Here is a 26,698-nt window from a genome sequence, read left to right as displayed (position 1 = left end):
AATACAATTTGTTATGGACCGAACGGGGAAGTTCTGTAAAGTGCCTCACGTTTCATAAGTTGGAGAACGGCATTTCAAGTGAGTGATTATCTAAAAACAGGAGCTTTGGCAAGTTTGGTTTTGATCAGAGAGTTAGTCAGAACTCAAGTCAGTATAACAGGTGCAATAATTGAGGAACACTAGAAACCAATTCACGTTCTTGTTCTACAAGAGGTTAGGGGACTAATGTAAGATCGATATCTCTTGCTACTATTCTCTCGACACAAGCCCACTTCATATTGTTTTAACAACAAACATTTATTCCCTAATTATCACGCTGATACAATTATAAAAATTGGACTATACTTATCTTCCCTTTATACAAGGTTGATCAACGATATTAGTTGTGAGTGTAGTTAAAACAACCTGTTGCTTTCGTTTATCTAAATTTCATGGTCGAAAATATTTTTGAACTAAATTAAACGGAGATAGAAATGCAACGTCGGGAATTTTTAAATAGTTTAGGTTTTGGAATTGGTGCAAGTTTATTAGCCCCAAGTGCTGTTCTAGCACAATCATCAAGCACTGATGTGGGCGTGTCAACCGTTCGCGCTGGTGATTGGAAAGGCTTGCGAAAACTGTTTCCACTGACTCACGATTACATACAATTATCGACTTTTTTGTTGGCATCCCATCCCAAACCAGTTGCCGATGCCATAGAAAAACATCGACGCGCATTTGATGAAAACCCTTCTGATTACTGGCACGAGAACTTTTTAACAATTGATAGTGACATTTCAAATAGTGCGGCTCAATACATGGGAGGAAAAGGGGAAAATATCGCCCTAACCGACAGTACCACTATGGGGCTTGGCATGGTTTACAGTGGATTAAAGCTACAAGCCGGTGATGAAATTTTACAAACAGTTCATGACCATTATTCAACGGATATGTCATTGGCTCACAGAGCAAATCGAAGCGGCGTGAAGATCCGGCGTATTGCCCTTTATGACGATCCTGTAAATGTCAGTGTTGAGGACGTTATTGCTCGTTTAAAAGGAGCGATAAACCGTGATACACGTGTTTTTGCAGCGACTTGGGTCCATTCGTCAACCGGCGTTAAATTACCTATACGAGAAATGGCAAATGAAATCGAGCGCATCAACAAATCACGTAAGTCGGCTCAACAAATCTTATTTTGCGTGGATGGCGTACATGGATTTGGGATCGAAAATCAAGATGTTAGTGAGCTTGGTTGTGATTTTTTTATAGCGGGTACTCATAAATGGATTTTTGGTCCAAGAGGAACGGGTGTCATTTGGGGAAACGACAAAGCCTGGGCGCAAACTGAAGCAGTTATTCCCAGCTTTAGTGCTTCATATGATGTGTGGATGGGGCGTGCTAGTCCTGAGCAAGTGCCTGTCGGTGAACACATGTCACCAGGAGGTTTCCACTCTTTTGAACACCGCTGGGCATTACCCGAAGCCTTTAAATTACATCTCCAATTAGGCAAAGAAAACGTGGAGAAGCGCATCCATCAATTAAATCAACAAACCAAAAGTGGTTTAGCCAAAATGTCTCACGTTACCCTATATACACCTCAAAGTAGCGCGCTGTCATCGGGTTTGGTGTGTTTTGATGTAGAAGGAATCGATCCTGAAACGGTAGTAAAAAGAATGCACAAAAAAGGCATCATAATGAGTAGCACCCCTTATCGTACAATTTACGCTCGATTTGCGCCTTCGTTACTTAACAATGAACAGGAAATTGAAACAGCTTTAGCTGAAATTAGGGCGATGGCGTAGAAAGACTTATCGTTAGGTTAGAAAAAGCTCATATAACTGTAGGACTAGATTCATTTTAATTATGGTTATGTATAGTTCTAAGGCAGCGTTTGCTTAACTCAAGAAAATGCTGATACTAGCATTTTTAAAGTGAGGAATTGTGTATAGAATGTATTCGCATTACGACTACAAATTAATTAAAAGGAAATTTTTATGGACTCATTTGGAATGACAGGGTTTACCTTTGGACTAATGGGATTTGTTTTTGGAGTGGTCGCATTGAGACGAGTGGATAAATTAGAAAAAAAGCTCAAAGAATTAGAGGTTATAGATAAAGACTTTAAATCCCAGTGAATTTCATCAAAAGATATTGATTAAGGAAGTTGCAGCTTAATAATTTATTGCTGTAGCCGTCATGCATTTCAAGAGTAACGAAAACGCACAATATAAGACGTTTTTACGCATTGAAAGAGCACGCTTAAAATCTCAAGGTGTTAAGAGGAATGTCTAGGAAGTTTAGATGGAAGATTTATTTACCTTCATAAAAAATTATTCGCAGTCAGATGTAAATAGAATAATGTTTTCAGCAAATGGTAAAGAAGGGAAAGATTTAAATTATCATTTCAGAGATCAGATCTGCAAAAGCGTATTTAAAGAAGGTGTTAAAGCGCCCGACCTCCTCATCAAAGATTTGTTTAGAGCTGAAGCGATATACTGCCGAGAAATATTGGGATCCTCTCAGAACCTTGCAGCCCTTGGAGCGTTGTTATTAACACAGTCCCTTAGTAAGTATATTGAAGACTATTTGATTGGCAAACACGAATCATTTGATACACAGTGCGCGGTTTCACTTGGTTACGTTGGGGCTGACGTGCTTAAAGAAGTACTCAATGAACTAAAAAACAGTGATGTAGAGTTTTCAGAAGCTGATTTTACTAAACAGGAAGCGGTTGAGTTTATCCAGAACTATTACGATAGAACGTTTAAATAAATAAAGCTTTTTTGCTGTTGATAAATTCTAGTAACTTGCGGGTGGGCATGAGCCTATGGATTACCGTTTCGAAACACATAGAAAACTCGGCATTTTTCGAAGTGGAAATAGTTGAAATTGAAATAACATGATGGAGTATTTATGAAAGTTCATTATTTAGAAATTGTTTCTCATGATATTAATGCTGTGTGTAATGTATATGCTAATACTCATTCTGTTAATTTTAACGAACCAGATGCATTGTTAGGTGGGGCGAGAACTTGCACCTTGCCTGACGGATCGATTGTTGGAGTGAGGGGACCTCTACGGGATAATGAAGAGCCGGTGGTTCGTCCATATTGGCTAGTCGATGATATCGAACACGCTGTAGCAAAAGTTGAGGATGAGGGGGCAAGCATAGCCATGCCGCCAATGGAAATCCCAGGGAAAGGAACATTTGCAATTTATATTCTAGGGTCTATTGAGCATGGTCTTTGGCAACTCTGATTGCTGAACGTTTAACAGATTAGCCAAAACCGAACCAAATAACAGTACTGTGGCTATACTTCACCTTAAAACATTCACATTTACTTATCGGTAAAGAGTAAGTGTCTTGATGAATTAATCTTTAACGCATTAATGTAGGAGAAATAGATTATGGAAACTAGTGCAAGCTGTCTGTGCGGATCTGTGAAATTTGATATCGAACTGTCCAATTCCGAACCCGAAATGGCTGCATGTCATTGTAGTATGTGCCGAAAGTGGCTGGGTGGGCCAATGCTGGCTATAGATAATGGCATGTTAAAAAATATCACGGGCGAATCTTTCATAACTCGCTATTCTTCATCTGAATGGGCGCAAAGGGGGTTCTGTAATAAGTGTGGAACTAGCCTTTTTTATTATTTAGTACCCGCAGAACAATATCATTTTCCGGTAGGCTTATTAGATAGTGAATTACAATTTAAATTTAGCCATCAGATTTTTATTGACGAAAAGCCTGATTATTATTTTTTTGGCAATGAAACGCAAAATATGACCGGTGCGGAGGTATTTGCCCACTTTGAAAATGAAGGTAATTCATAAACGCAGCGCAATCATTTATCAAATGTTACATGGCTCTTTTAATTATCGTGCGAGTCGTTCAAGTGTATCAAAATAACATTATCGATTATGGTGTTTGTGATAATTTGTGTGCGTTTGTTCTTTTAGATACCTAGGCAAATGGCCTTGTAAAAATTACATAACCCATGAAAATTTGAATGACATGAGCAACTATCGTGGCTTTGCTTAATATGTCAAAGATTAATTAATTGCCTGTTATTTATACACCTATTCCCATTTCCTAGCCAATTTTGCTGGAATTGTATTCATTTTAAGCTTTAGGCATGGGCTTTGCTCTTCGTTAGTTGAATTAAACACTGCTGCGGCAGCTTGATTAAATTTACTACGAGGAAATTGAAATGAAGCACAAAACTAAAATTCTTTCTAGTCTTACAGCACTTGCACTTATAACGTCTTTCAATACGTCTGCTCAAAGTAATACCGGCAGCAGCCTCAACCAAGATGGGTTTTATTTGGGCGGTAATTACGGTTATTTACGTGTCGAAGGTGATGATGACTTTGATGATGATAAAGATGCCTTTGAAGGGATTGTCGGTTATCGTTTCAATCAATATTTCGCTTTAGAGGGGAGTTACATTGATTTTGGTGAATATGGTAGCGATTTAGCGAATGCCGATACCAATGGCTATACAGCCGCTATAAAAGGTAGTTTGCCTCTTAATGACGCGTTCTCGCTATTCTTAAAAGTAGGGCAATTATGGTCGGAAACTGACTATAGTGCATTGGGAGCAACTCGAGAAATCGATGATGAGAGTGTGTTTGTTGGAGGCGGAGTGGCCTTTACGTTGACGCCAAATTTTGTGTTAAATGCGACTTATAGTGTTTATGACACTAGCTTAGAATTCGACGATGTGGATGATGAAAACTTTGAGACTGACTTTAAACAAGCCAGTGTTGGTTTTGAGTTCCGTTTCTAATTTTTATCTACAAGAAGTCATCAGCTAGGTAGCTGATGACTGTCTATTTTTTATAGTCTTTTCATTAGTCTGATGGTGATTTGTAATCGAATTAGATGCCATAGTAAAGCATATGAAACAGAGTGCGCCGGTCGTTTTGTTACAGTTATTAATCTAAAGCAGCTAATTGTATTTAATTGGATAATACATTTTAGAATACAGCAAACATTCACTATGTTGTTCACCTACCTCATATTTCCACTTGACCGTCTCAGAATTGTACGATGCCTCTTGTTTAGGCTCGAGTTTTGACATATATAGTCACGTTTTCAAAGCATTGAAATTTTATTCGTGCTGGAGTCTAAACCAAGTTCATTAGTTGATGATCCAGTTTTTGTTATCACCAATTGGACAAAGAATTGGTTTGCCAATTATAGTATGGGTTAATCGTTTACACTTTGGCTTTTTGTAACAGTCATTGTGTATAGGTTACAAACCCGAAAGATCTCGGCACGTTGTTTTAAACCAATTTTTATGACAAAGAGCGATCTGTTTGATGTCGATGCAATAGCATTTTTGACTAATAATGATTAGTTAATCAACGATGCTAATTTATTCAGCGGTTTCTAGGTTTTTTGCTTTCGATGGCTATTCAAAGTGCAGTAAGTATTATTGGGCAGCTTAATTTACATGTATTGTTTGATGGTTATGATATGCAATCCCATGGTTCATTTGAAATTTATACCAAAGACCAAGCACTTATAGTTAAAGCCATTGGCGCTTGGAATTACGAAACCGCATTAAGTTGTGCTAAAGCTTATAAAGAGCTCGTCATTCAATTCAATGGTAAACCCTGGGCTTGTTTGCTTGATCTCACTGAATGGGAGTTATTTACACCTGAAGCATCCGATTGCATAGATCAATTAAATGAATGGGGAAATGAACACAATCAAAAGTATGAGGTCGTAATTTTCCGTTCGGCAATCCAAAAAGGTGTGATGGAAAAAAGCCACAGAGTGTTAACAAATGTTGAAACAATGTTTTGTGAAAGCTTTGAACAAGCTGAATTGTGGCTGAAAAAGCTAGGTGTTATTAGTTAACAGGTGTCTAAACTTTATAAGAAAACGCTAAAAATTTAAACTGCGATGGTTTTTAATAATGCTCATTAGTTTTGAAATAGGGAAGGGAGGCAGTAGTTTTCGTTGTAGAGAATATCGTTTAGGATCGTAAATTGTAAACGAACAATATATACAATATTTTAGTTAAATCCCTTCTTAATTTTATAAAAACATCCCTATAAGCTACGTTTTTTTAATGTCATTCAAGCTTTTCAAAATCAGAATATATCACCCAACTGGTTAGACCATTGCATATTTTGGTAATAACATCTGATTTTTGTTTTACGATAATGGTATGATAAATTGGTAATGACATTACGTTTATAATCGATGTTTTTTTATGATTGGTGTGTAAAGCGGTGTATCAAAATTGGCTATAACAGGCTGATAGGCTTTTTTACAGGGCTATTAACGAAAATGGTATGTGTAACCATTCGTTTTGGTTAGATGAATTAACATCTATTTGATACTAATATCACTTAAATATCACCTATTAAGTAATACAAACCTTGTGAAAATTTAACGTCATCACATTTGCTTAAACAGAATCAGGTGTATACTCTTTATACCCTGTGAACCACACCAACTTTTCAGGAGTTAGATATGACAAAACCCGTAATTGGCTTCATCGGCTTAGGCTTGATGGGCGGCAACATGGTAGAAAATTTACAAAAGAAAGGCTTTGAGCCAATTGTAATGGATCTTAATAAAGATGCTGTAGCGGCGGTTGTAGCGCGTGGTGGTAAAGAAGCGTCTTCTGCTAAAGAATTAGCTGCTGCTAGTGATATTATTATGCTTGCTCTTACCACCTCAGCGATTGTCGAGAAAGTTGTTTACGGTGAAGACGGTATTCTTGCAGGAATTAAAGAAGGTGCTGTTTTAATTGACTTCGGTACTTCAATTCCAGCTTCGACACGTAAAATTGGTGCAGATTTAGCCAAGAAAGGCGCTGGTATGATAGATGCTCCTCTAGGTCGTACACCTGCTCATGCTAAAGACGGATTGTTGAATATCATGGCGGCAGGCGATAAAGAAACGTTTGATAAAGTGAAGCCTATTCTTGATCAACAAGGTGAAAACATCTTCTATTTGGGTGCTCTTGGTGCAGGTCATACAACCAAACTAATTAATAACTTCATGGGAATGACAACGGTTTGTACAATGTCTCAAGCGTTCGCAGTTGCCGACCGTGCTGGCGTTGACCGTCAACAATTGTTCGATATTATGTCTACCGGACCGTCTAATTCTCCGTTTATGCAATTTTGTAAAAATTATGCGGTTGATGGTGTAAGTGATTTAGGTTTCTCTATCGCTAATGCAAACAAAGACCTTGGTTATTTCCTCGAAATGGTTAAAGACTTAGGTACACGTGCAGAAATCGCTGAAGGTACGTCGCATAACTTGCAAGCTGCTTTTGATGAAGGCATGGGTAACGGTAACGTTCCAGAAATTTTTGATTACTTCCTAAAATTGGAAAAGTAATTTAATTCGGTTCGATGTGCTATCGCAGTGGTTTTATTTAACCTAAAAGCTAGCTCAAACCAAATTTTAAAGACACTTTACTATGTAAAGTGTCTTTTTTTATGTGTGAGAAGTTTATGACTTAGCCGGTTAAATATAACTGATTTTTCTAATAAAAATGTGGGTAACGTATTGTAGGAAAATGCGCTTAATCGTAAACTAAATGGATAGTTTGATTTACTTGAAATTGTATTAACTTGGATAATATTGAGATTAAATTTCTCAGTAGTAAGGAGTCATTATTATTTTCAAAACAACTAAAAGAAGATTGCAAGGCGCGCTATATTCAATCTTGATATTGCTGTTGGTTATCTTTGTTATATTTTTTAATGAAGCACGTAAAGAAGTTATATTTTTATGCGGAAACTTCACGAAAGGGGTGAGTAAGACCAGTGTCATTACTCAATTAAATACCGCAGAATTGTCCACGTATATTATTCAAGAAACACCCTCTGGAGAACGTATTGTGTTAGACAATATGTTAACTTTTGGATTATACCGTTGTGTAATTGAAATAGATGATGTTGGTAGAGTTGCACAATCACAGATAAATTAGCCTTAACTCTATTAATTTAAACCATCCCGTTGTTTTATTTTTAGAACGACAATTAGGAACTATATTGCTTTCAGACCTTAATTTCTCGTTGCAAATCACTACGCCGATATTTTTTATCATTGGGCTTGGATTTTTATTTAAGCGCATTGGCTGGGTTAATGATGAATTTGCCAAAATGGGGTCTGCACTCGTATTTAAAGTTACGTTACCTTGTTTACTCTTTACTAAATTATCAACCACAGATTTTACCCACGGACTTCCTACAACCCTAGTAATCTATGCGTTTTTTGCAACTTTATTGCTATTCATATTGTTGGACGTGTTTGCAACACGATTCATATCAGCCAAAGCAGACAAAGGCGTATTTGTGCAAGGCGCTTTTAGAAGCAATATGGGGATCATTAGTTTAGCATTTGTATTCAGTGCATATGGTGAGAGAGCGTTAGGAGTTGCTTCGATATACTTAGCGGTAATTACCATATTGTATAACGTGTTATCGGTTGTCACTCTTTCTCGTCATTTAAATATAAGCGGGAAAAATGGGGTAGGGAGTATATTACTTAATATAGTTAAAAACCCATTGATCATTGCTATTGTGTTAGGCGTGTTAGTGTCGTTATTGAACATACCTATTCCGAAAATTGCACTTCATACGGGAGAATATTTTGCTGGTATGACATTACCGCTAGCACTTTTATGCGCCGGGGCGTCAATTCGTATAAAGGAGTTTCATTCGTCTAAGGTGTTGTATTGGTCATCGGCAATGAAGTTAATATTTTTGCCGTTGGTGATTACAGTGGGCGGCATTTTAATGGGCTTTAGAGGCGAACAACTTGGTGTGTTATATCTCATGTGTGCATCTCCTACTGCTGCAGCAAGTTATCCTATGGTACAAGCAATGCACGGAAACCATTATTTAGCCGCTGCGATTATTGCAGTCACCAGTGTGGTATCAATGCTTACTACTACACTGGGTATTTTTGTGCTTAAAGTATATGAATTGATCTAGCTATTTTTAAGAACTAGCCTAGAATCCGATTTGCCATGCTCTTTAATGGTAATTTGAATTTTAATTAGGCCTAAGTTCGATAAAACTAAATATGTATAAGCGAACAAAGCCTTTATAAGGATTGATGAAATGTTTTATAGGTTATTATTACTAGTTTCAGTTGTTTTGTTCGCTGGGTGTGCTTCAAACCCCATGCAAGTTTCTGCTACTCAAACATTGCAACAGCCGCAAAGCGATATGGCTCAAGTGGTGTTTATGCGCTCCAGCTTTTTTGGTGCTGCAATCAATGCATCATTATACGATGTGACAGATGGTGAGATTCAGTTTATTGGCATAATTGCTAATGACACTAAAATTCCATATGAAACTGAGCCCGGCAAGCGTGTATTCATGGTTGTTTCAGAAGCCGCCGACTTCATGGAGGCGAATTTAGATTCGGGCAAAAATTACTTTAGTATCGCCACTCCAAGAATGGGAGCATGGAAAGCAAGATTTTCATTGTGGCCGATTAAAAATGATCCAAGTGCAGAGTTTCAACTCAATTCTAAGGATTTCGAAAAATGGGTAAGTGCAACTAAACTTGTTGAAAATACTGATAAGTCAAAGGCATGGTTTGAAAGTAACAAACGCAGTGTTCAGCAAAAGTATGATGAATATTGGCCTGTATGGAAGAATAAAAGTGCAGAGGAACTGTCTAAACGCACCTTAGAAGAAAATGACAACAATTAATTCAATTAGATAAAAAGTAAGGCATTAAAAATGATATTGAAGAATTCCCGCTTATTTCTAAATCTCAAGTTATTGGGCTGGTCTTTTATTAGTTTTAGTGCCTTTTCAAGCAGCAATCTTCCAAGTTTTGAGGACTTTCCGATAGCTAGCCAAGCCAACATCACGCTTCAAACTATTGATTTTGATAGTCATCCAGACGGCGTTTTTGTTCTTCAAAAATGGCAAGGCATGCAAGATATTGTGATTGGAGAACCAGCTAACTTTGCTGGACATTATTTTGTAATGGGAATTGGCTGTGGGACTGCTTGCCAGCTAAATATCATTGTCGATGTTAATAGTGGCAAAATAGTCGATTCTATTGACTCTACTATAGGTCTTTGTCATCAATCTGACAGCGAGCTATTAATCGTTAATCCACGATTAAGTGATTATGGTGACATCATTCCTGAATGGGCTTATACATATTATTATCAGTTGGAAAACGGTGTTATGACCTTGTTAGAAAAGTCGAAAGTTGGGTTTGATGGAGCTTGTGAATTCGGCCAGTAGTTTGCTTGTTTGATTAGACTAACTTTATTTTAATGTCGCCTAACGCAACGGAGCAACAAGGTAAAAATTCATCATCGTCAATATAAGCTAAAGGATCGGTTGTATAATCGATTTCTCCACAAATGAGTTTACTTCTACACGCACCACAAAACCCTTCCCGACAATGATAATGCACTTCGATTTGATGCTTTTCTAAACTTTCTAAAATGGTGTCTGAAGGATCTGTGTGAATTGGTTCGTGATCACTTTCTAGTGTGATCACGAAAGGCTTTTTTTCGGACATTAAAGATCGAAATCGTCGAAGTCACTGGCACTTACTTCAGCATCAATTTGACCTACCAAGTAAGAGCTTATTTCTGATTCTTGCGGTGCTACCTGAACGTTGTCGGAGTTAAGGTAATTGTTCATCCACGGTAACGGGTTGCTTGTTACATCGAATGGTTGCCCCATACCAATTGCAGACATGCGGTGATTCGCAATATATTCAACATATTGGCATAGAATTTCTTCGTTTAACCCAATCATTGAACCTTGTGCAAACAAATATCCAGCCCATTGCTTTTCTTGTTCAACAGCTTGCATAAATATGGCTTTTGCTTCGTCTTTTAATTCTTCTGCGATTTCAGCCATTTCTGGATCATCTTTGCCTTTTTGCCAAAGATTGAGGATATGCTGTGTCGAGGTTAAATGCAGGTTTTCATCACGTGCAATTAAGCGAATGATTTTAGAGTTACCTTCCATTAATTCACGTTCAGCGAAAGCAAAAGTACAAGCAAAAGAAACGTAAAAACGAATCGCTTCCAATGCATTGACTGAATTCATGCATAGATACAGTTTTTTCTTTAATTCACGCATGTTAACAGTGTGAGCAATACCATCTACCGTATGAACACCTTCGCCTTGGGTTTGCCAAAGTTGCGTATAAAAAATTAGATCATCATAGTATTTTGAAATATCTCCGGCGCGCTGTTTAATCTGCTCGTTCACAACAATGTCATCAAAGATTGCGCTAGGCTCAGTAAATAAATTACGTAAAATATGTGTGTAAGAACGGGAATGGATAGTTTCAAAGAAAGACCAGGTTTCAGTCCATGTTTCTAGTTCGGGTAATGAAATTATAGGCAAGAATGCAATATTGGGGCTTCTTCCTTGAACTGAATCGAGTAGCGTTTGGTACTTTAGGTTAGAAATGAAAATGTGTTTTTCTGACTCGCTCAAAGATTGAAAATCAACTCTATCTTTACTGACGTCCACTTCTTCAGGGCGCCAGAAAAAGCTGATTTGCTTTTCTATTAACTTCTCAAAAATACTGTGTTTTTGTTGATCGTAACGGGCTACGTTAACGGGATTACCAAAAAACATCGGCTCTAACAAAGGGTTTGTAGGTGTTTGATTAAAAGTTGTGTATTTCATTTACCATCAGTACTCTGTGAAGTTTAACACTGGCGGTGTCCTAAAACCCCGCCAAACTTGTTTTGTTTTTTTATATTTTACAAGCACCGCCGGCACAATCGTCGTCTTCTTCAAGCACAACTTCTTGGGCCAATGGTTTTGCTTCTTCTTTTTTCAGTTCTAATTGAGAAGTGTCTGAAGCTCCATCTCGGGTATTGTGGTAATACAAGGTTTTAATACCTAACTTGTAAGTTGTTAATAAATCTTTTAACAACAATTTCATCGGCACTTTTCCACCTTCGTATTTACCAGGATCATAACTGGTATTTGCCGAAATAGTTTGGTCAATGAATTTTTGCATAATGGCGCACAATTCAAGGTAACCGTCATTTGATTTGATATCCCAAAGCAATTCGTATTGCTCTTTTAATCGATCATATTCAGGAACCACTTGCTTAAGAACGCCATCTTTAGATGATTTCACACTGATATGTCCACGTGGTGGCTCTATACCATTGGTCGCATTAGAGATTTGCGATGAGGTTTCAGACGGCATTAAGGCTGACAAAGTACTGTTACGTAAGCCGTGTTCGACGATATCTTTACGCAATGTTTCCCAGTCATAATGCAGTGGTTCATTACATACTTTGTCCAAATCTTTTTTATATGTATCAATGGGCAACACACCTTGTGAATAGGTTGTTTCATTGAATTTAGGACAGGCACCTTTTTCTTTGGCCAAGTTATTTGACGCTTTCAACAAATAATATTGCATCGCTTCAAAGGTTCTGTGAATTAGTGCGTTACCACTGCCATCAGAATATTTTTTGCCGTTCTTAGCTAGGTAATAAGCAAAGTTAATGACGCCAATGCCCAGCGTTCTTCTACCGATAGAAGCATGGTAAGCAGCAGGCACTGGGTAGTCTTGATAATCTAATAAACTGTCTAAAGCACGTACGGCTAAGTCAGCCATTTCTTCAAAGTCATCTAAACTTTCAATCGCGCCTAGGTTAAATGCTGAAAGGGTACATAAAGCAATTTCACCGTTTTCATCATTAATATGTTGCAAAGGTTTGGTTGGCAGAGCAATTTCTAAACACAAGTTACTTTGTCTTACCGGTGCAACTTTAGGATCGAAAGGACTATGCGTATTACAATGATCGACGTTTTGTAGATAAATTCGGCCAGTGCTGGCGCGTTCTTGCATGAACAAACTGAATAACTCAACCGCTCTAATTTTCTTTTTGCGAATAGATTCATCTTGCTCATACTTAACATAAAGCGCTTCAAACTCGTCTTGATCGGCAAAAAACGCATCGTAAAGGCCAGGTACGTCAGAAGGACTGAATAACGTAATGTGCTGATCCTTAATCATTCTGGTGTACATTAATTTGTTAAATTGCACACCATAATCTAGATGTCTAACTCGATTCTCTTCAACACCTCGGTTGTTCTTAAGTACTAATAATGATTCAACTTCTAAGTGCCAAACAGGATAGAAGAGGGTGGCTGCGCCACCACGAACGCCGCCTTGTGAACAGCTTTTAACGGCGGTTTGGAAGTACTTATAAAATGGAATACAACCGGTATGATAGGCTTCACCACCGCGAATTTCGCTACCTTGTGCACGAATGCGGCCTGCATTAACACCAATACCAGCACGTTGACTAACGTACTTAACGATAGCACTGGCAGTAGCATTAATTGAATCTAAGCTATCTCCAGCTTCGATTAAAACGCAAGAACTGAATTGACGAGTAGGGGTTCTTACACCAGACATAATTGGTGTGGGCAAAGACAACTTAAATTGTGATGCGGCATCATAAAAACGTTTAACGTAATCTAAACGAGTATCTTTGGGGTAATTCGCAAACAAACAGGCAGCCACTAAAATATATAAAAACTGTGCACTTTCATAAATTTCACCTGAAACGCGGTTCTGAACCAGATATTTACCTTCTAACTGTTTTACCGCGGCATAACTGAAATTCATATCACGCCAGTGATCAATATATTGATCTAACTCATGGAGTTCTTGTTCTGAATAATCTTCTAAAATATGTTTGTCGTATTTACCTTTTGCAACCATGTTTTTCACATGATCAAGTAACGCCGGCGGCTCAAACTGCCCGTATGCTTTTTTACGTAGGTGGAATACGGCTAAACGTGCAGCTAAATATTGATAATCTGGTGTATCTGTTGAAATTAAGTCAGCAGCAGATTTAATTAATGTTTCATGAATATCTTCGGTTTTAATACCGTCATAGAACTGGATGTGGGCTTTGATTTCTACTTGAGAAACAGAAACATCTTTTAGGCCTTTAGCAGCCCAGGTTATCACTTTGTGGATTTTGTCCAGATCAAGGACTTCACGTTCACCATCGCGTTTCGTGACATTTAGAGAGTTAGTCATGTTTTTGATTGCCGTATAAATAATTAGCGCCGCATGTTCTGAAAAACGTATTTAACGAACACATTATTGTTTTAAATAGTTAGTTATAAAAACTGGTCACATTTCAAACAGCGAGTTATGGGAATTGCCCTGATCACTGTGTTTATTTTTTTAATAGTTGGAAAAAATGTGACGATCACAAGATAGAGGTGTTTTGCTATGTTTGCAACCCAATATATGGTGGTTTAATCAGCAAAAAAAACTAACCAATTGGTAGGTTAGTGTTGACTAACTTAATAGCGGTAATCAATCACGAGTTATGCTGAATGCAAGTATATTTTTGAAAATTTTTAAGCGATAAAATATTTTTAAAGGTTTTAAGATGTTTTTAGAATATCACGATATATAGTGTTAAATTTAATCAATATCCCTATATCTGGTATTCTTTATGCTTACTATCTTCAAGAAATAGAAATCGGATTAGCTATAATTAAGCTGAATAATAGGTCAGTTTATTTCATAAATTTGTGAAAATCGCTCAACACTATAATCCGCTTTCCATTCTTGCACTTCTTTTGGATCGTTAATGTAACCATATAAGGCAGCAACACTTACCATATTGGCATTGTTAGCTGCTTCTATATCGCGTAAAGCATCTCCTACATATAATGTATTTTCAGGCTTCACCTTAAGCGCTTTTGCCGCTTCTAATAAAGGAAGTGGGTGGGGTTTACGTTTTATGTATGTATCACCACTTATTACGCATCCGCTATAAGACATTATTGGAAAATTTGTTAATAAAGCTTCGGTCAGAAAGCTTGGTTTGTTGGTGACAATACCCCAAGGAATTTGTTGTTGATTTAAATCCTCTAGCAGTTCCTCAACACCTTCGAATAATGTTGTGTCGACACATACGTTTTGTTGGTAATGATCGAGCAACATTTGTCTACAGGTTTCAACTTCTGTTTTGGATAAATTCGCAAAGTCTTCGCCGAAACCTAATTTTAAAAGTCCGAGCGCTCCGTCTGATGCAACACATCGATATGCATCATATTCACACGCTTTTCGTTTATGCTGATTTAAAACATGATTTAGGGCGTTGCCGAGATCAGAAGCTGTGTCTAATAAGGTGCCATCTAAATCAAACAATATTCCTTCGTATTTATGATTAAATAAGTTTGAATTCAGCGTCATTATGATTGTTCACTTTTCTGGCAATGCACTAGATAATTAACATCGACATTTTGTTCAGACAAGTAAAACTGTTTAGAGAATGGATTCATATGTAAGCCAATCATATGTTTTGTTAATAATTCAGTGGAGTCTATGCATTTTAATAATTCTGCAGGTTGAATAAACTTCTCATATTGATGTGTGCCTTTAGGAACTAAATTTAAGATTTTTTCAGCGCCAACAATGGCCATGAGATACGATTTTAAGTTGCGATTTAAGGTAGAAAAAAATACATGTCCACCGGGTTTAGCCATAGTCGCGCATGCTCGTACAATGGAGGCGGGGTCCGGTACGTGCTCTAACATTTCTAAACAGGTTACTATGTCGAACTGCTTGGCATGCTCTAAGGCCATCTCTTCGGCTGTGATTTGCTGATAATTTACTTTAACACCCGACTCCAAACCGTGTAATCGCGCAACTTCTAGTGAATCTGCGGCCATGTCTATACCCGTTACATGTGCACCTTGTTTGGCTAAGTATTCTGACAAAATTCCTCCGCCGCACCCCACATCAATCACCGATTTGTCAAATACGCCGTTTGCTCGTTGCTGAATATAGTCCGCTCTAAGTGGATTGATTTCATGTAAAGGTTTAAATTCCCCTTGTAAATCCCACCATCTTGAAGCCAACGCTGAAAACTTTTCAATTTCGGCCGCATCTACATTTTGTTCGGTCATTGATTATTCCTTTTCTCGTCTTGAACGCTATTATATGCCGCCATTAATTTAGATAACCAGACCTTTATACTCGAAGATATGCTAAAAAATTGTTTGATTGCACACTATATGAGCTAATCACGGCTATTTATTTTGTTTCCTCGGTGATAGAATCCACAGTCGATTTATAGAACCCACTATAAGAGAAGTCGAGCTTTTAAAACTGATATAAAAACAGTTAAACAGTAGATTCAGATAATAATTTAGGGACAAGGCTGTATATGACAGACAATGCCAACGAAATCCTCCCCATTAATATAGAGGAAGAACTTAAAAATTCTTACCTTGATTATGCAATGAGTGTCATTGTTGGACGTGCTCTACCGGATGTGAGAGATGGTTTAAAACCCGTTCACCGCCGCGTATTGTTCGCCATGAATGAGTTAAAAAACGATTATAATAAACCATATAAAAAATCAGCTCGTGTTGTAGGTGATGTAATTGGTAAATATCACCCCCACGGTGATACCGCTGTTTACGATACAATTGTTCGTATGGCGCAACCATTTTCGTTACGTTATATGTTGGTCGATGGCCAGGGTAACTTTGGTTCGGTTGATGGCGATTCAGCTGCGGCTATGCGTTATACCGAAGTGAGAATGGCGAAAATTGCCCATGAACTTTTGGCTGACTTAGAAAAAGAAACTGTTGATTTTGTACCTAACTATGACGGTACTGAGCACATTCCTGACGTTTTACCAACGCGTGTACCAAATTTATTGGTAAATGGCTCCTCTGGTATCGCTGTCGGCATGGCAACCAATATTCCACCGCACAACTTAACTGAAGTTGTGAATGGCTGTATTGCATTAATTGATAATCCAGATATGACTGTAGAAGAAATCATGCAGCATATTCCTGGTCCGGATTTCCCTACTGCTGCTCTTATTAGTGGTCGAAAAGGTATCGATGATGCTTATCGCACCGGTCGCGGTAAGATCTACATGCGCGCACGCGCTGAGATCGAAACCGAAGAAAATGGCAAAGAAACGATTATCGTGCATGAAATACCTTATCAGGTTAACAAAGCACGCTTAATTGAAAAAATTGCTGAGCTGGTTAAAGAAAAGAAAATTGAAGGTATTTCTGCTTTACGTGACGAATCTGATAAAGACGGTATGCGTATTGTCGTTGAAGTTAAACGCAACGAATCGGCAGAAGTATTGCTAAACCATTTATATGCACAAACCCAACTACAAACTGTGTTTGGGATTAACATGGTTGCGTTGGACAACAACCAACCGCGTGTATTTAATCTAAAAGATATTCTTGAAGCGTTTGTCTTGCATCGCCGAGAAGTGGTAACTCGCCGTACTGTTTTTGAACTTAAAAAAGCCCGCGACCGAGCCCATATACTTGAAGGCTTAGCTATTGCTTTGGTTAACATCGATGAAATCATCGCATTAATTAAAGCATCTCAAAGCCCAAGTGATGCAAAAGCGTCGCTAGTAGCGCGTGGTTGGGCATTAGGTGACGTAGCTGAAATGCTAGCCCGTGCGGGTGATGATGCAGCACGACCTGATTGGCTTGAGCCACAATACGGTATTTCTGAAGGCAAATACTTCTTAACTGAGCAACAAGCTCAGGCCATTTTGGATTTGCGTTTACATAAGCTTACTGGCTTAGAACACGATAAAATCTTAGCGGAATATAAAGAGCTGCTAGATATTATTGCTGAGCTATTGCTTATTTTGTCTAGTTCAGAACGTCTGATGGAAGTGATCAGAGAAGAGTTAGAAAAAATTCGTGACGAGTATGGTGATGCGCGACGCACTGAAATTACCGCAGCTACTCATGATATCGATATGGAAGATCTTATCGAGCGCGAAGACGTTGTTGTAACCTTGTCTCGCGAGGGCTACGTGAAGTATCAGAAACTTTCTGATTACGAAGCGCAACGTCGTGGTGGTAAGGGTAAATCAGCGACTAAGATGAAAAATGAAGATTTCATTGAGAAGTTATTGGTCGCTAATACCCATGACCATATTTTGTGCTTCTCAACCCGTGGCCGTTTATATTGGTTAAAGGTCTATCAATTACCTTATGCTAGCCGCAACGCTCGTGGTCGCCCAATCGTAAATATTCTACCTTTAGAAGAAAATGAACGTATTACCGCGATCTTGCCTATTCAGGAATTTGAAGAAGGTAAATACGTGTTAATGGCGACAGCCAATGGCACAGTGAAAAAGACTGAACTGGTCCAGTATTCACGTCCTCGTTCTAACGGAATTATCGCTGTTAACCTTAATGAAGGTGATGAGTTAATTGGTGTTGATATTACCGACGGCGAAAGTGACATCATGTTGTTCTCTGATGCGGGTAAAGTTGTACGTTTCAACGAGAAACAACGAGACTCAGAAACCGGTGAAGTGAAACGTGACCCAGAGACAGGAGAAGAGCTATTAGCCCTTCGTCCAATGGGTAGAACGGCAACTGGTGTACGTGGTATTCGCTTGCAAGATGGACAGAAAGTGGTGTCGCTAATTGTGCCAAAAGCTGACGGGGCAATATTAACTGCTACCGAAAACGGTTTTGGTAAGCGTACGCCTATCGCAGACTATCCAGCTAAGAGCCGAGCGACGCAAGGCGTTGTATCTATAAAGGTTTCTGAACGCAATGGTGCTGTGGTTGGAGCTGTGCAAGTGTTTGACGGCCAAGAAATTATGCTAATCAGTGATCAAGGAACATTGGTGCGAACCCGTGTTGATGAAGTGTCAACTGTAGGCAGAAATACCCAAGGTGTTCGACTTATCCGTACAGGTGCTGATGAACATGTTGTTGGCTTGCAAAAAATTGAAGAAATAGAAGCGGAAGATATGGAGTTAATCGAAGGGGAGGAAGCAGTTGCAGCTGATCAAGCTGAAATTACTGACGACGCTGAGCAACCAGATTCTGACGCATCTGAATAACTAATTAAACGCGAGTTTTTAATCTAACTTAAAACGAGTGGCTTATTCCGCTCGTTTTTTTTCGGGAGAAAGTCATATTATGACAGTTACTTATAATTTCAGTGCAGGTCCTGCAATGCTACCTACTGATGTTATGTTGCGCGCTCAACAAGAGTTTATTAACTGGCAAGGTCAAGGTTGTTCTGTGATGGAAATGAGCCATCGCAGCAAAGCGTTTATCGAAGTAGCTGAACGTGCTACCCATAATTTGCGCAAATTGTTAGCCGTTCCTGATGATTATCAAATTTTGTTTACTCATGGTGGCGGCAGAGGACAATTTTCGGCTGTACCGTTGAATTTGTCCGCAGCAGGTGATCATGCTGATCATTTAGTTACTGGCTCGTGGTCAAAAGGCGCAGTAAGTGAAGCTCAGAATTATTTACAAGCCGATGTGGTTGGTGGTGTCGAAGTGGTAGATGGTATTACCCAAGTTCAGGCACAGCAAAATTGGAAACTAAATGACAAGGCCAGCTATTTTCATTATTGCCCTAATGAAACGGTAGAAGGCATTGAAATCAATACCGTGCCTGACACTAATGGTGTGCCAATTGTGGCAGATATGTCTTCAAACATTTTGTCTAGAACGATTGATGTAAGTAAATTTGCAGTAATCTACGGCGGGGCACAAAAGAATATCGGGCCATCCGGATTATCAGTAGTGATTGTACATAACAGTATGCTGGATAAAGCGCGTGTAGAAACGCCCTCGATTTTAAATTATGGCATCATCGCAAAACATGACTCTATGTATAATACTCCACCTACATTTGCTTGGTATCTTGCTGGTTTAGTGTTTGAGTGGTTACTAGATTTAGGTGGTGTTGCTGAAGTCGAAAAACGCAATCAGGCAAAATCTGACTTGCTTTACAATGCTATCGATAACAATGATTTTTATGCTAACCGTGTTGCTTTGCAAAACCGCTCTCGCATGAACGTTCCTTTTCATCTAGCCAATCCAGAACTAGATGCGTTATTCCTCAAAGAATCCGAAGCTGCCGGATTAAAAGCGCTAAAAGGACATAGAATTGTGGGTGGTATGCGTGCCAGTATTTACAACGCTATGCCTATTGAAGGGGTAAAGGCGTTAATTGAATTTATGAATGATTTTGCCAAAAGGAACGGTTAATAGATGCAACAATTAAGACTTGAGCCTATTCATAGAGTACAAGGTACAGTGAATGTGCCGGGTTCCAAAAGTTTATCAAACCGTGCGTTATTGCTCGCTGCGTTGGCAAACGGAACCACCACTCTTACAAATTTGCTCGACAGCGATGACATTCGACATATGTTGGAAGCACTAACGTTGTTGGGCGTATCGTATCAACTCAGTGAAGACAAAACTCAGTGTACTGTTATTGGTAATAACGGGGTTTTCAATACCGATGGAAACATCGAATTGTTTTTAGGTAATGCAGGTACGGCAATGCGTCCTTTATGTGCAGCTTTAGCAGCTTCACATGGAGAATATGTGTTAACTGGTGAACCACGTATGGAAGAGCGTCCCATCGGTGCTTTAGTTGACGCATTGAGTCAAGTGGGTGCTGATATAGACTATTTAAAAAGCAATGGTTATCCACCTTTGCATATCAAAGGTAAGTCACTTAGTGGCGGTAAAATTCAAGTAGATGGAAGTGTATCTAGTCAGTTTTTAACCGCAGTATTGATGGCAGCACCATTATTTTCATCTGACAGCGAAATTGAAATTGTCGGCGAGTTGGTATCGAAACCTTATATTGATATTACCTTGGATACGATGGCTAAATTTGGCATTGACGTTGAAAACCAAGATTATCAGCGCTTCAAAATTGTAGGTAACCAAACGTATCAATCACCTGGTACATTTTTGGTTGAAGGTGATGCATCTTCTGCTTCATATTTTTTAGCAGCCGGTGCAATTAAAGGCGGTGTGGTCAAAGTGACGGGCGTTGGCGCAAAAAGTATTCAAGGCGACATTAAGTTTGCAGACGTACTTGAAGCCATGGGAGCGAAAGTCACATGGGGAGATGATTTTATCGAAGTGACAGGTGCACCATTACGTGCAATTGATATGGACATGAATCATATACCTGATGCCGCAATGACGATCGCGACAACTGCGCTTTTTGCAACTGGCACGACTAAAATGACTAACATTTACAACTGGCGAGTTAAAGAAACGGATCGTTTAGCTGCTATGGCTACAGAACTTCGGAAATTAGGCGCAGATGTGAATGAAGGCCATGATTTTATTGAGGTGACTCCACCTTCTCAACTTAAAGAAGCTGCAATAGATACCTATAATGACCATCGTGTTGCAATGTGTTTCTCTTTGGTAGCACTAAGTGATACTGCTGTGGTGATTAATGATCCGGGTTGCACAGCAAAAACCTTCCCAGACTATTTTGAACGGTTCGCTAGTATTAGCGAATAAACGCACAATTTAGTCAAGTTACCTATTAATAAGAGACTGCCCAGGTAGTCTCTTGTTGTTTAGAATTGTTAAAATATTTAACATTTTCAGTGTATTACCTACTTATTAGACCGTCTGCATTGCTTAACTTTGGTTAAAGCGTATAATTCCGCCCGATTTTTAACACAGCTCAGGAGAGCACATGCAAGTATCACCAGTCATCACAATCGATGGTCCGAGCGGTGCAGGAAAAGGAACATTGAGCGCGTTATTAGCAAAATCATTGGGCTGGAATTTTCTTGATAGTGGTGCAATTTATCGCGTTTTAGCGATAGCAGCTATCCACCATCAAATAGAACCCGATGATGAAGATGCCTTGTTGCCGTTAGCAAGTAGTTTGGACGTCAGTTTCATTACGTCTGAAAAAGGCAGCAAAATTATTCTTGAAGGTGAAGATGTAACTTACGAAATACGCACCGAAGAAGTCGGCAGTATAGCTTCAAAAGTCGCATCTTTACCGCGGATAAGAGAAGCGTTACTTAGACGACAGAGGGCATTTAGAGAAGAGCCTGGGTTAGTCGCGGATGGTCGTGACATGGGAACAGTCGTATTTCCAAATGCCGAGGCAAAAATATTTCTCACTGCAAGTGCGGATGAAAGAGCGCAACGCCGCTACAATCAGTTGAAAGACAAAGGCCATGATGTTAATATTGCGCGCCTTTTGAGCGACATCAAAGCTAGAGACGAACGGGATGCAAACAGAAGTGTTGCACCATTAGTCCCAGCAGATGACGCATTAGTGCTTGATTCGACACACTTAAATGTTGAGCAAGTACTTGAAAAGGTTAAAGAATTCGTTGGTTCAAAACTTAGTGTCCAATGCGCTCTTTAATTGCTAGACCCGCCAGATAATGGATTAATCTGGTTATGAATAACAACCCCGCGTTAATTGGATTTTTCGTGGATACACTTAAAAGTAACTATTAAAGTAAGCTATGACTGAAAATTTTGCTGATTTATTTGAAGAAAGTTTAAAAGAACTTGAAACACGTCCTGGTGCCATCGTTAAAGGTACTATCGTATCAATAGACAAAGACATTGTTCTTGTTGATGCAGGTCTTAAATCTGAAAGCGCAATTCCCGTTGAGCAATTCAAAAACGCTGAAGGCGTAATTGAAGTTGCTATTGGTGACACAGTAGATGTTGCACTAGACGCGGTTGAAGACGGTTTTGGTGAGACTATCCTTTCTAGAGAGAAAGCTAAGCGTCATGAAGCTTGGGTTGAACTAGAAAAAGCTTACGAAGAAAAAGAAACCATTATTGGTGTTATCAATGGCAAAGTTAAAGGCGGCTTTACTGTTGAAGTGAACACAGTGCGTGCATTCTTGCCTGGTTCATTGGTTGATGTTCGCCCAGTTCGCGACACAACTCACCTTGAAGGTAAAGAATTAGAATTTAAAGTTATCAAGTTAGACGCTAAGCGTAACAACGTTGTTGTTTCTCGTCGTGCTGTTATCGAAGCTGAAAGCAGTGCTGAACGTGATCAAATACTTGCTAACCTTGAAGAAGGCCATGAAGTTAAAGGTATCGTTAAGAACCTTACTGACTACGGTGCATTCGTTGACCTAGGCGGTGTAGACGGTCTACTTCACATCACAGACATGGCTTGGAAGCGCGTTAAGCACCCAAGTGAAATTGTTAATGTTGGTGACGAAATCAACGTTAAAGTATTGAAGTTCGACAAAGAGAAGTCTCGTGTTTCTCTTGGTATGAAGCAAATGGGCAGCGATCCTTGGCAAGAAATTGCTAACCGTTACCCTGAAGGTTCTAAATTATCTGGTGCGGTTACTAACCTTACTGACTACGGTTGTTTCGTTGAAATCGAAGACGGTGTTGAAGGATTGGTTCACGTTTCTGAAATGGATTGGACTAACAAAAACATCCACCCATCTAAGGTTGTTAACCTTGGTGACGTAGTGGAAGTGATGGTACTTGAAATTGATGAAGAGCGTCGTCGTATTTCTCTAGGTCTTAAGCAATGTAAAGCTAATCCTTGGGAAGAGTTCGCTAAGTCTCATGAGAAGAACGATAAAGTTAGCGGTAAGATCAAATCTATCACTGACTTCGGTATCTTCATTGGACTTGATGGCGGCATCGATGGTCTAGTTCACTTGTCTGATATTTCTTGGAACAAGACTGGCGAAGACGCAGTTCGTGAATACAAGAAAGGCGATGAAATCTCTGCAGTTGTACTACAAGTCGACCCAGAGCGTGAGCGTATTTCTTTAGGCGTTAAGCAAATTGAAGAAGATCCGTTCAATAAGTATCTGACAGATAACAAGAAAGGTGTTATTGTTACTGGTAAGGTTACCGCTGTAGACGCTAAAGGTGTGACGGTTAACTTGGCAGAAGAAGTAGATGGTTACGTTCGCGTCGGTGATTTGACCGTAGAACGTCTAGAAGATGCTTCTGAAGTTGTTAACGTTGGTGACGATCTTGAAGCCAAATTTATGGGCGTAGATCGTAAGAACCGTATCGTTAACTTGTCAGTTAAAGCGAAAGACCAAGCAGACGAGAAAGAAGCAATCGACAAAGTTAACCAGCAACAAGATGATGCTGGATTTGCTAACGCGATGGCTGAAGCATTCAAAGCTGCTAAAGGCGAAGAATAAAACTAATGTTCAGGCACTTGAACTAAGTGCCTGATTTGTTAGTCTCAACGGTAGAGTGTTTTTGATTAATGGAGATTTCACATGACAAAATCTGAACTTATTGAAAGGCTTGCCGATAAAGCTCGTCACATTCCTGCTAAGGATGTTGAGTCTGCAATTAAAGAAATGCTAGAGCAAATGGCGCAAACTCTGCAAAAGGGTGACCGCATAGAAATACGTGGCTTTGGTAGTTTCTCTTTGCATTTTCGTGCTCCCCGTGTCGGTCGTAATCCAAAAACTGGAGAAACGGTCAAATTGGATGGAAAGTACGTTCCTCACTTCAAACCAGGCAAAGAATTGCGTGAACGTGTGAATGAAGGTCTAACACATTAAGCTTATTTATTATAAAAAACGGCACTCTTTTAAGAGTGCCGTTTTTGTTTGGGTGACAAACAGGTGTATAGTTTTGTAATATAAGGCTTGTTTCGCATTTTAGCGAAAGTGAAAGTGACATTTTAAGGTATGATTACCTTGTCTGAGCTTAAAACTTTCCCCACAAACATTTGAGGTTTTACTTGAGAATTTTTCTGATTGTCGTGATTTTCATAATTATCATGCTTGTTGCATCACTGTTAGGTGCAAAGAATGATCAAGCCGTGATGTTTGATTATTTGCTAAGTTCTATGGAAATGCGCCTATCAATATTGTTAATGGCTTTTTTTGCATCAGGCGTATTACTTAGCTCTTTAATTTTTACGTTAATTTGGTTGCGATTAAAATGGCGTATTAATCGATTGAAGAAACAACAACGTACTACCGACATTGCAAGTAGTTAATCTGAATGCTTGAATTATTGTTCCTTCTTTTACCGGTTGCAGCAGGCTATGGATATGTCATGGGCCGCAACAGTGTGCGCCAAGCACAACGTAAACAATCCAGTATCCTGTCACGTCATTACTTTAAGGGATTAAACTTTTTATTGTCAGATCAACCAGATAAAGCGGTTGATACGCTAATGAAAATGATGAGCCTTGATAGCGATACGGTTGAAACACACATCGCCATGGGCAATTTCTTCCGTCATCGTGGCGAATTGGATCGCGCTATTCGAGTACATCAAAATTTAGTCAGCAAACAGGAATTGTCTGAAACTCAGAACAGACAAGCCCTTCGAGAGCTCGGTAAAGATTATATGATGGCAGGCTTTCTGGAGCGTGCTGAAAATGCTTTTCTTGAACTATTAGATAGTGATAAACACTTTTTAGATGCTCAACAACAATTATTCAGTATTTATCAAACTACCAAAGAGTGGGATAGGGCGATAGAGTTGGGCGAACGCATGATGGAATGTCATGGTGATACTGATGAACTTTGTGTCCGTATTTCGCATTTTTATTGTGAACAAGCGCTCAAACGCATTAAAAACGAAGAATATGAAGAAGCGGAAAAGTCATTGCAAAAGTCAATTGCAGCCTATGAACATGGGGTACGTCCTTGGCTCATTTTAGGTGATTTAGCCATTCAACAGGCTGAATATCAAGAAGCGTTTGATTTCTTAAAAGAAGTACCTAAAAGAGATATATCTTGGTTTAGTGAAGCGGTTCCTAAATTAGAACTGTGTGCCAAAGAACTGAAAAATGATGATCAACTTGAAGCGGTTTTAGATCTTTATTGGCAACAATGCGCAACCTCATATCTAGCGAAAGTAAAATTACTGGCTAAAAAAGAAAGTACTGAAACCGCCGAAACTGTGTTATTCGAACAATTACAAAAAACACCAACAATGAAAGGTTTTAGAACCTTAATGGGCTTCTTTATCGAAGATGAAGTCGATGAGAAAACTCGTCAAAGCCTGACTATGGTAAAAGGTTTGGTTGAAGAGCAAATAAAAATGCGGCCCAAGTACCGCTGTTTGAGTTGTGGGTTTTCAGGGCGGCAAATACATTGGCTGTGTCCATCATGCAAGAAATGGGGTGTTGTAAAACCAATTAAAGGGTTAGATGGAGAATAATTGATCTATGAGTGATTCCACTGTCATTGTAGCGTTAGATTTTGATAATCGCGCAAAAGCGTTAAATTTAGTAAGTCAGTTAGATAGCGACTTGTGTAAATTGAAAGTCGGCAAGGAAATGTTTACATACTTTGGACCAGAGTTTGTCAAAGAGTTAGTTAAACGCGGTTTTGATGTTTTCTTAGACTTAAAATTCCATGATATTCCCAACACTGTAGGAAAAGCCTGTTTGGCGGCTGCGGATTTGGGCGTTTGGATGATGAACGTGCATGCTTCTGGCGGTCCCAAAATGATGGAGAATGCTAAAAATCAACTGGCGAAGCTAGGAGAAAACCAGCCTAAGCTAATTGCGGTTACAGTATTAACTAGCATGGAACAAAGTCAACTTAACGCTATTGGTATTGATGATTCACCAGAACAACAAGTTGTAAGACTAGCTAAATTGACAAAAAACTGTGGTTTAGACGGGGTAGTGTGTTCAGCTCAGGAAGCCCCCATTTTGCGTGGCTCAATCGACAAAGATTTTCTATTAGTTACTCCAGGTATCCGTCCTATTGGCGCAGATAAAGGCGATCAACAAAGAATTATGACACCTCCACAAGCAATTCTAGCTGGGGTTAATTATATGGTTATTGGACGACCTATAACCCAAGCCGCTGATCCTCTACGAGCGTTACTAGATATAAACCTTTCGATAGCATAGTTTAATTTTTCATAAAAAAAGCTGCATTAA

At 39.0% G+C, this 26,698-nt stretch carries 26 protein-coding genes; 21 read left to right on the top strand and 5 right to left on the bottom strand.

Translation table 11 applies throughout. From position 1 onward, the window contains the following. Window positions 1-473 precede the first annotated feature (473 nt). The 12 genes from GLIP_RS01195 (at window position 474) to GLIP_RS01145 (ending at window position 10,233) form a co-directional block, all read left to right on the top strand. A complete protein-coding gene (locus tag GLIP_RS01195; protein WP_008842714.1) occupies window positions 474-1,784 on the top strand; it encodes an aminotransferase class V-fold PLP-dependent enzyme in 1,311 nt (436 codons plus the stop codon). Between the two features lie 192 nt (window positions 1,785-1,976). Continuing rightward, complete coding sequence (locus GLIP_RS22105; RefSeq protein ID WP_008842713.1) at window positions 1,977-2,117, top strand: hypothetical protein; 141 nt, start codon at window positions 1,977-1,979, stop codon at window positions 2,115-2,117. Window positions 2,118-2,283: 166 nt separating this feature from the next. Next, entirely contained in the window at window positions 2,284-2,754 is a 471-nt protein-coding gene (locus GLIP_RS01190) for a hypothetical protein (protein ID WP_008842712.1), read from the top strand. A gap of 141 nt (window positions 2,755-2,895) precedes the next feature. After that, complete coding sequence (locus tag GLIP_RS01185; protein WP_008842711.1) at window positions 2,896-3,240, top strand: VOC family protein; 345 nt, start codon at window positions 2,896-2,898, stop codon at window positions 3,238-3,240. A gap of 150 nt (window positions 3,241-3,390) precedes the next feature. Next, window positions 3,391-3,816, top strand: a complete 426-nt coding sequence (locus tag GLIP_RS01180; protein WP_040521591.1) for a GFA family protein — start codon at window positions 3,391-3,393, stop codon at window positions 3,814-3,816. A 377-nt stretch (window positions 3,817-4,193) separates the two neighbouring features. Then, window positions 4,194-4,772: a porin family protein gene (locus tag GLIP_RS01175; RefSeq protein ID WP_008842709.1), complete on the top strand. Its 579-nt coding sequence runs from the start codon at window positions 4,194-4,196 to the stop codon at window positions 4,770-4,772. A gap of 623 nt (window positions 4,773-5,395) precedes the next feature. After that, on the top strand, window positions 5,396-5,851 hold the full coding sequence (locus GLIP_RS01170; protein ID WP_008842708.1) for a hypothetical protein: 456 nt from the start codon (window positions 5,396-5,398) through the stop codon (window positions 5,849-5,851). 621 nt (window positions 5,852-6,472) lie between these two features. Further along, window positions 6,473-7,351, top strand: a complete 879-nt coding sequence (locus GLIP_RS01165) for an NAD(P)-dependent oxidoreductase (RefSeq protein WP_008842706.1) — start codon at window positions 6,473-6,475, stop codon at window positions 7,349-7,351. 418 nt (window positions 7,352-7,769) lie between these two features. Further along, window positions 7,770-7,946: a hypothetical protein gene (locus GLIP_RS21850; RefSeq protein WP_153886237.1), complete on the top strand. Its 177-nt coding sequence runs from the start codon at window positions 7,770-7,772 to the stop codon at window positions 7,944-7,946. Window positions 7,947-8,010: 64 nt separating this feature from the next. Beyond that, a complete protein-coding gene (locus GLIP_RS01155) occupies window positions 8,011-8,955 on the top strand; it encodes an AEC family transporter (RefSeq protein ID WP_008842704.1) in 945 nt (314 codons plus the stop codon). A 129-nt stretch (window positions 8,956-9,084) separates the two neighbouring features. Continuing rightward, window positions 9,085-9,684, top strand: a complete 600-nt coding sequence (locus GLIP_RS01150) for a hypothetical protein (RefSeq protein WP_008842703.1) — start codon at window positions 9,085-9,087, stop codon at window positions 9,682-9,684. A 30-nt stretch (window positions 9,685-9,714) separates the two neighbouring features. Beyond that, on the top strand, window positions 9,715-10,233 hold the full coding sequence (locus GLIP_RS01145; RefSeq protein ID WP_008842702.1) for a hypothetical protein: 519 nt from the start codon (window positions 9,715-9,717) through the stop codon (window positions 10,231-10,233). Between the two features lie 13 nt (window positions 10,234-10,246). On the opposite strand, the gene yfaE is transcribed toward GLIP_RS01145, so the two are convergent. The 5 genes from yfaE to ubiG form a co-directional block, all read right to left on the bottom strand. Further along, window positions 10,247-10,516 (bottom strand): class I ribonucleotide reductase maintenance protein YfaE, encoded by a 270-nt coding sequence (gene yfaE, locus GLIP_RS01140; protein WP_008842701.1) that lies wholly within the window; start codon window positions 10,514-10,516, stop codon window positions 10,247-10,249. After that, on the bottom strand, window positions 10,516-11,646 hold the full coding sequence (gene nrdB, locus GLIP_RS01135) for a class Ia ribonucleoside-diphosphate reductase subunit beta (RefSeq protein WP_008842700.1): 1,131 nt from the start codon (window positions 11,644-11,646) through the stop codon (window positions 10,516-10,518). Before nrdB ends, yfaE begins: the two co-directional genes overlap by 1 nt. Window positions 11,647-11,716: 70 nt before the next feature. Then, complete coding sequence (gene nrdA, locus GLIP_RS01130; protein WP_008842699.1) at window positions 11,717-14,038, bottom strand: class 1a ribonucleoside-diphosphate reductase subunit alpha; 2,322 nt, start codon at window positions 14,036-14,038, stop codon at window positions 11,717-11,719. Between the two features lie 486 nt (window positions 14,039-14,524). Continuing rightward, a complete protein-coding gene (locus GLIP_RS01125) occupies window positions 14,525-15,211 on the bottom strand; it encodes an HAD family hydrolase (protein ID WP_008842698.1) in 687 nt (228 codons plus the stop codon). Continuing rightward, window positions 15,211-15,927 (bottom strand): bifunctional 2-polyprenyl-6-hydroxyphenol methylase/3-demethylubiquinol 3-O-methyltransferase UbiG, encoded by a 717-nt coding sequence (ubiG, locus tag GLIP_RS01120; RefSeq protein ID WP_008842697.1) that lies wholly within the window; start codon window positions 15,925-15,927, stop codon window positions 15,211-15,213. The genes GLIP_RS01125 and ubiG overlap by 1 nt, the downstream gene beginning before the upstream one ends. 260 nt (window positions 15,928-16,187) lie before the next feature. Between ubiG and gyrA the strand changes: the two genes are divergently transcribed. The 9 genes from gyrA (at window position 16,188) to pyrF (ending at window position 26,668) form a co-directional block, all read left to right on the top strand. Further along, the gene (gene gyrA, locus GLIP_RS01115) at window positions 16,188-18,875 is read left to right on the top strand and encodes a DNA topoisomerase (ATP-hydrolyzing) subunit A (RefSeq protein ID WP_008842696.1); all 2,688 of its coding nucleotides are present in this window, start codon (window positions 16,188-16,190) and stop codon (window positions 18,873-18,875) included. A 79-nt stretch (window positions 18,876-18,954) separates the two neighbouring features. Continuing rightward, on the top strand, window positions 18,955-20,040 hold the full coding sequence (gene serC, locus GLIP_RS01110) for a 3-phosphoserine/phosphohydroxythreonine transaminase (protein WP_008842695.1): 1,086 nt from the start codon (window positions 18,955-18,957) through the stop codon (window positions 20,038-20,040). A 3-nt stretch (window positions 20,041-20,043) separates the two neighbouring features. Then, the gene (aroA, locus tag GLIP_RS01105; protein WP_008842694.1) at window positions 20,044-21,324 is read left to right on the top strand and encodes a 3-phosphoshikimate 1-carboxyvinyltransferase; all 1,281 of its coding nucleotides are present in this window, start codon (window positions 20,044-20,046) and stop codon (window positions 21,322-21,324) included. Between the two features lie 181 nt (window positions 21,325-21,505). Then, window positions 21,506-22,195 (top strand): (d)CMP kinase, encoded by a 690-nt coding sequence (gene cmk / locus GLIP_RS01100; protein ID WP_008842693.1) that lies wholly within the window; start codon window positions 21,506-21,508, stop codon window positions 22,193-22,195. 103 nt (window positions 22,196-22,298) lie between these two features. Then, window positions 22,299-23,975 carry a 30S ribosomal protein S1 gene (gene rpsA / locus GLIP_RS01095; RefSeq protein ID WP_008842692.1) on the top strand — a complete coding sequence of 559 codons (1,677 nt, stop codon included), beginning with the start codon at window positions 22,299-22,301 and terminating at the stop codon, window positions 23,973-23,975. Between the two features lie 81 nt (window positions 23,976-24,056). Then, window positions 24,057-24,347: an integration host factor subunit beta gene (gene ihfB, locus GLIP_RS01090; protein ID WP_008842691.1), complete on the top strand. Its 291-nt coding sequence runs from the start codon at window positions 24,057-24,059 to the stop codon at window positions 24,345-24,347. Window positions 24,348-24,529: 182 nt separating this feature from the next. Then, window positions 24,530-24,790 carry a lipopolysaccharide assembly protein LapA domain-containing protein gene (locus GLIP_RS01085; protein WP_040521589.1) on the top strand — a complete coding sequence of 87 codons (261 nt, stop codon included), beginning with the start codon at window positions 24,530-24,532 and terminating at the stop codon, window positions 24,788-24,790. Between the two features lie 5 nt (window positions 24,791-24,795). Next, window positions 24,796-25,965 (top strand): lipopolysaccharide assembly protein LapB, encoded by a 1,170-nt coding sequence (lapB, locus tag GLIP_RS01080; RefSeq protein ID WP_040521588.1) that lies wholly within the window; start codon window positions 24,796-24,798, stop codon window positions 25,963-25,965. A gap of 7 nt (window positions 25,966-25,972) precedes the next feature. Then, the gene (pyrF, locus tag GLIP_RS01075) at window positions 25,973-26,668 is read left to right on the top strand and encodes an orotidine-5'-phosphate decarboxylase (RefSeq protein WP_008842688.1); all 696 of its coding nucleotides are present in this window, start codon (window positions 25,973-25,975) and stop codon (window positions 26,666-26,668) included. The last annotated feature ends 30 nt before the right edge of the window (window positions 26,669-26,698 follow it).

This window comes from Aliiglaciecola lipolytica E3 (genome assembly GCF_000314975.1).
In the GTDB taxonomy this organism is placed as follows: domain Bacteria; phylum Pseudomonadota; class Gammaproteobacteria; order Enterobacterales; family Alteromonadaceae; genus Aliiglaciecola; species Aliiglaciecola lipolytica.
Note: the sequence above shows the minus strand (reverse complement) of the source record. Positions and strands in the feature narration are given on the sequence as shown.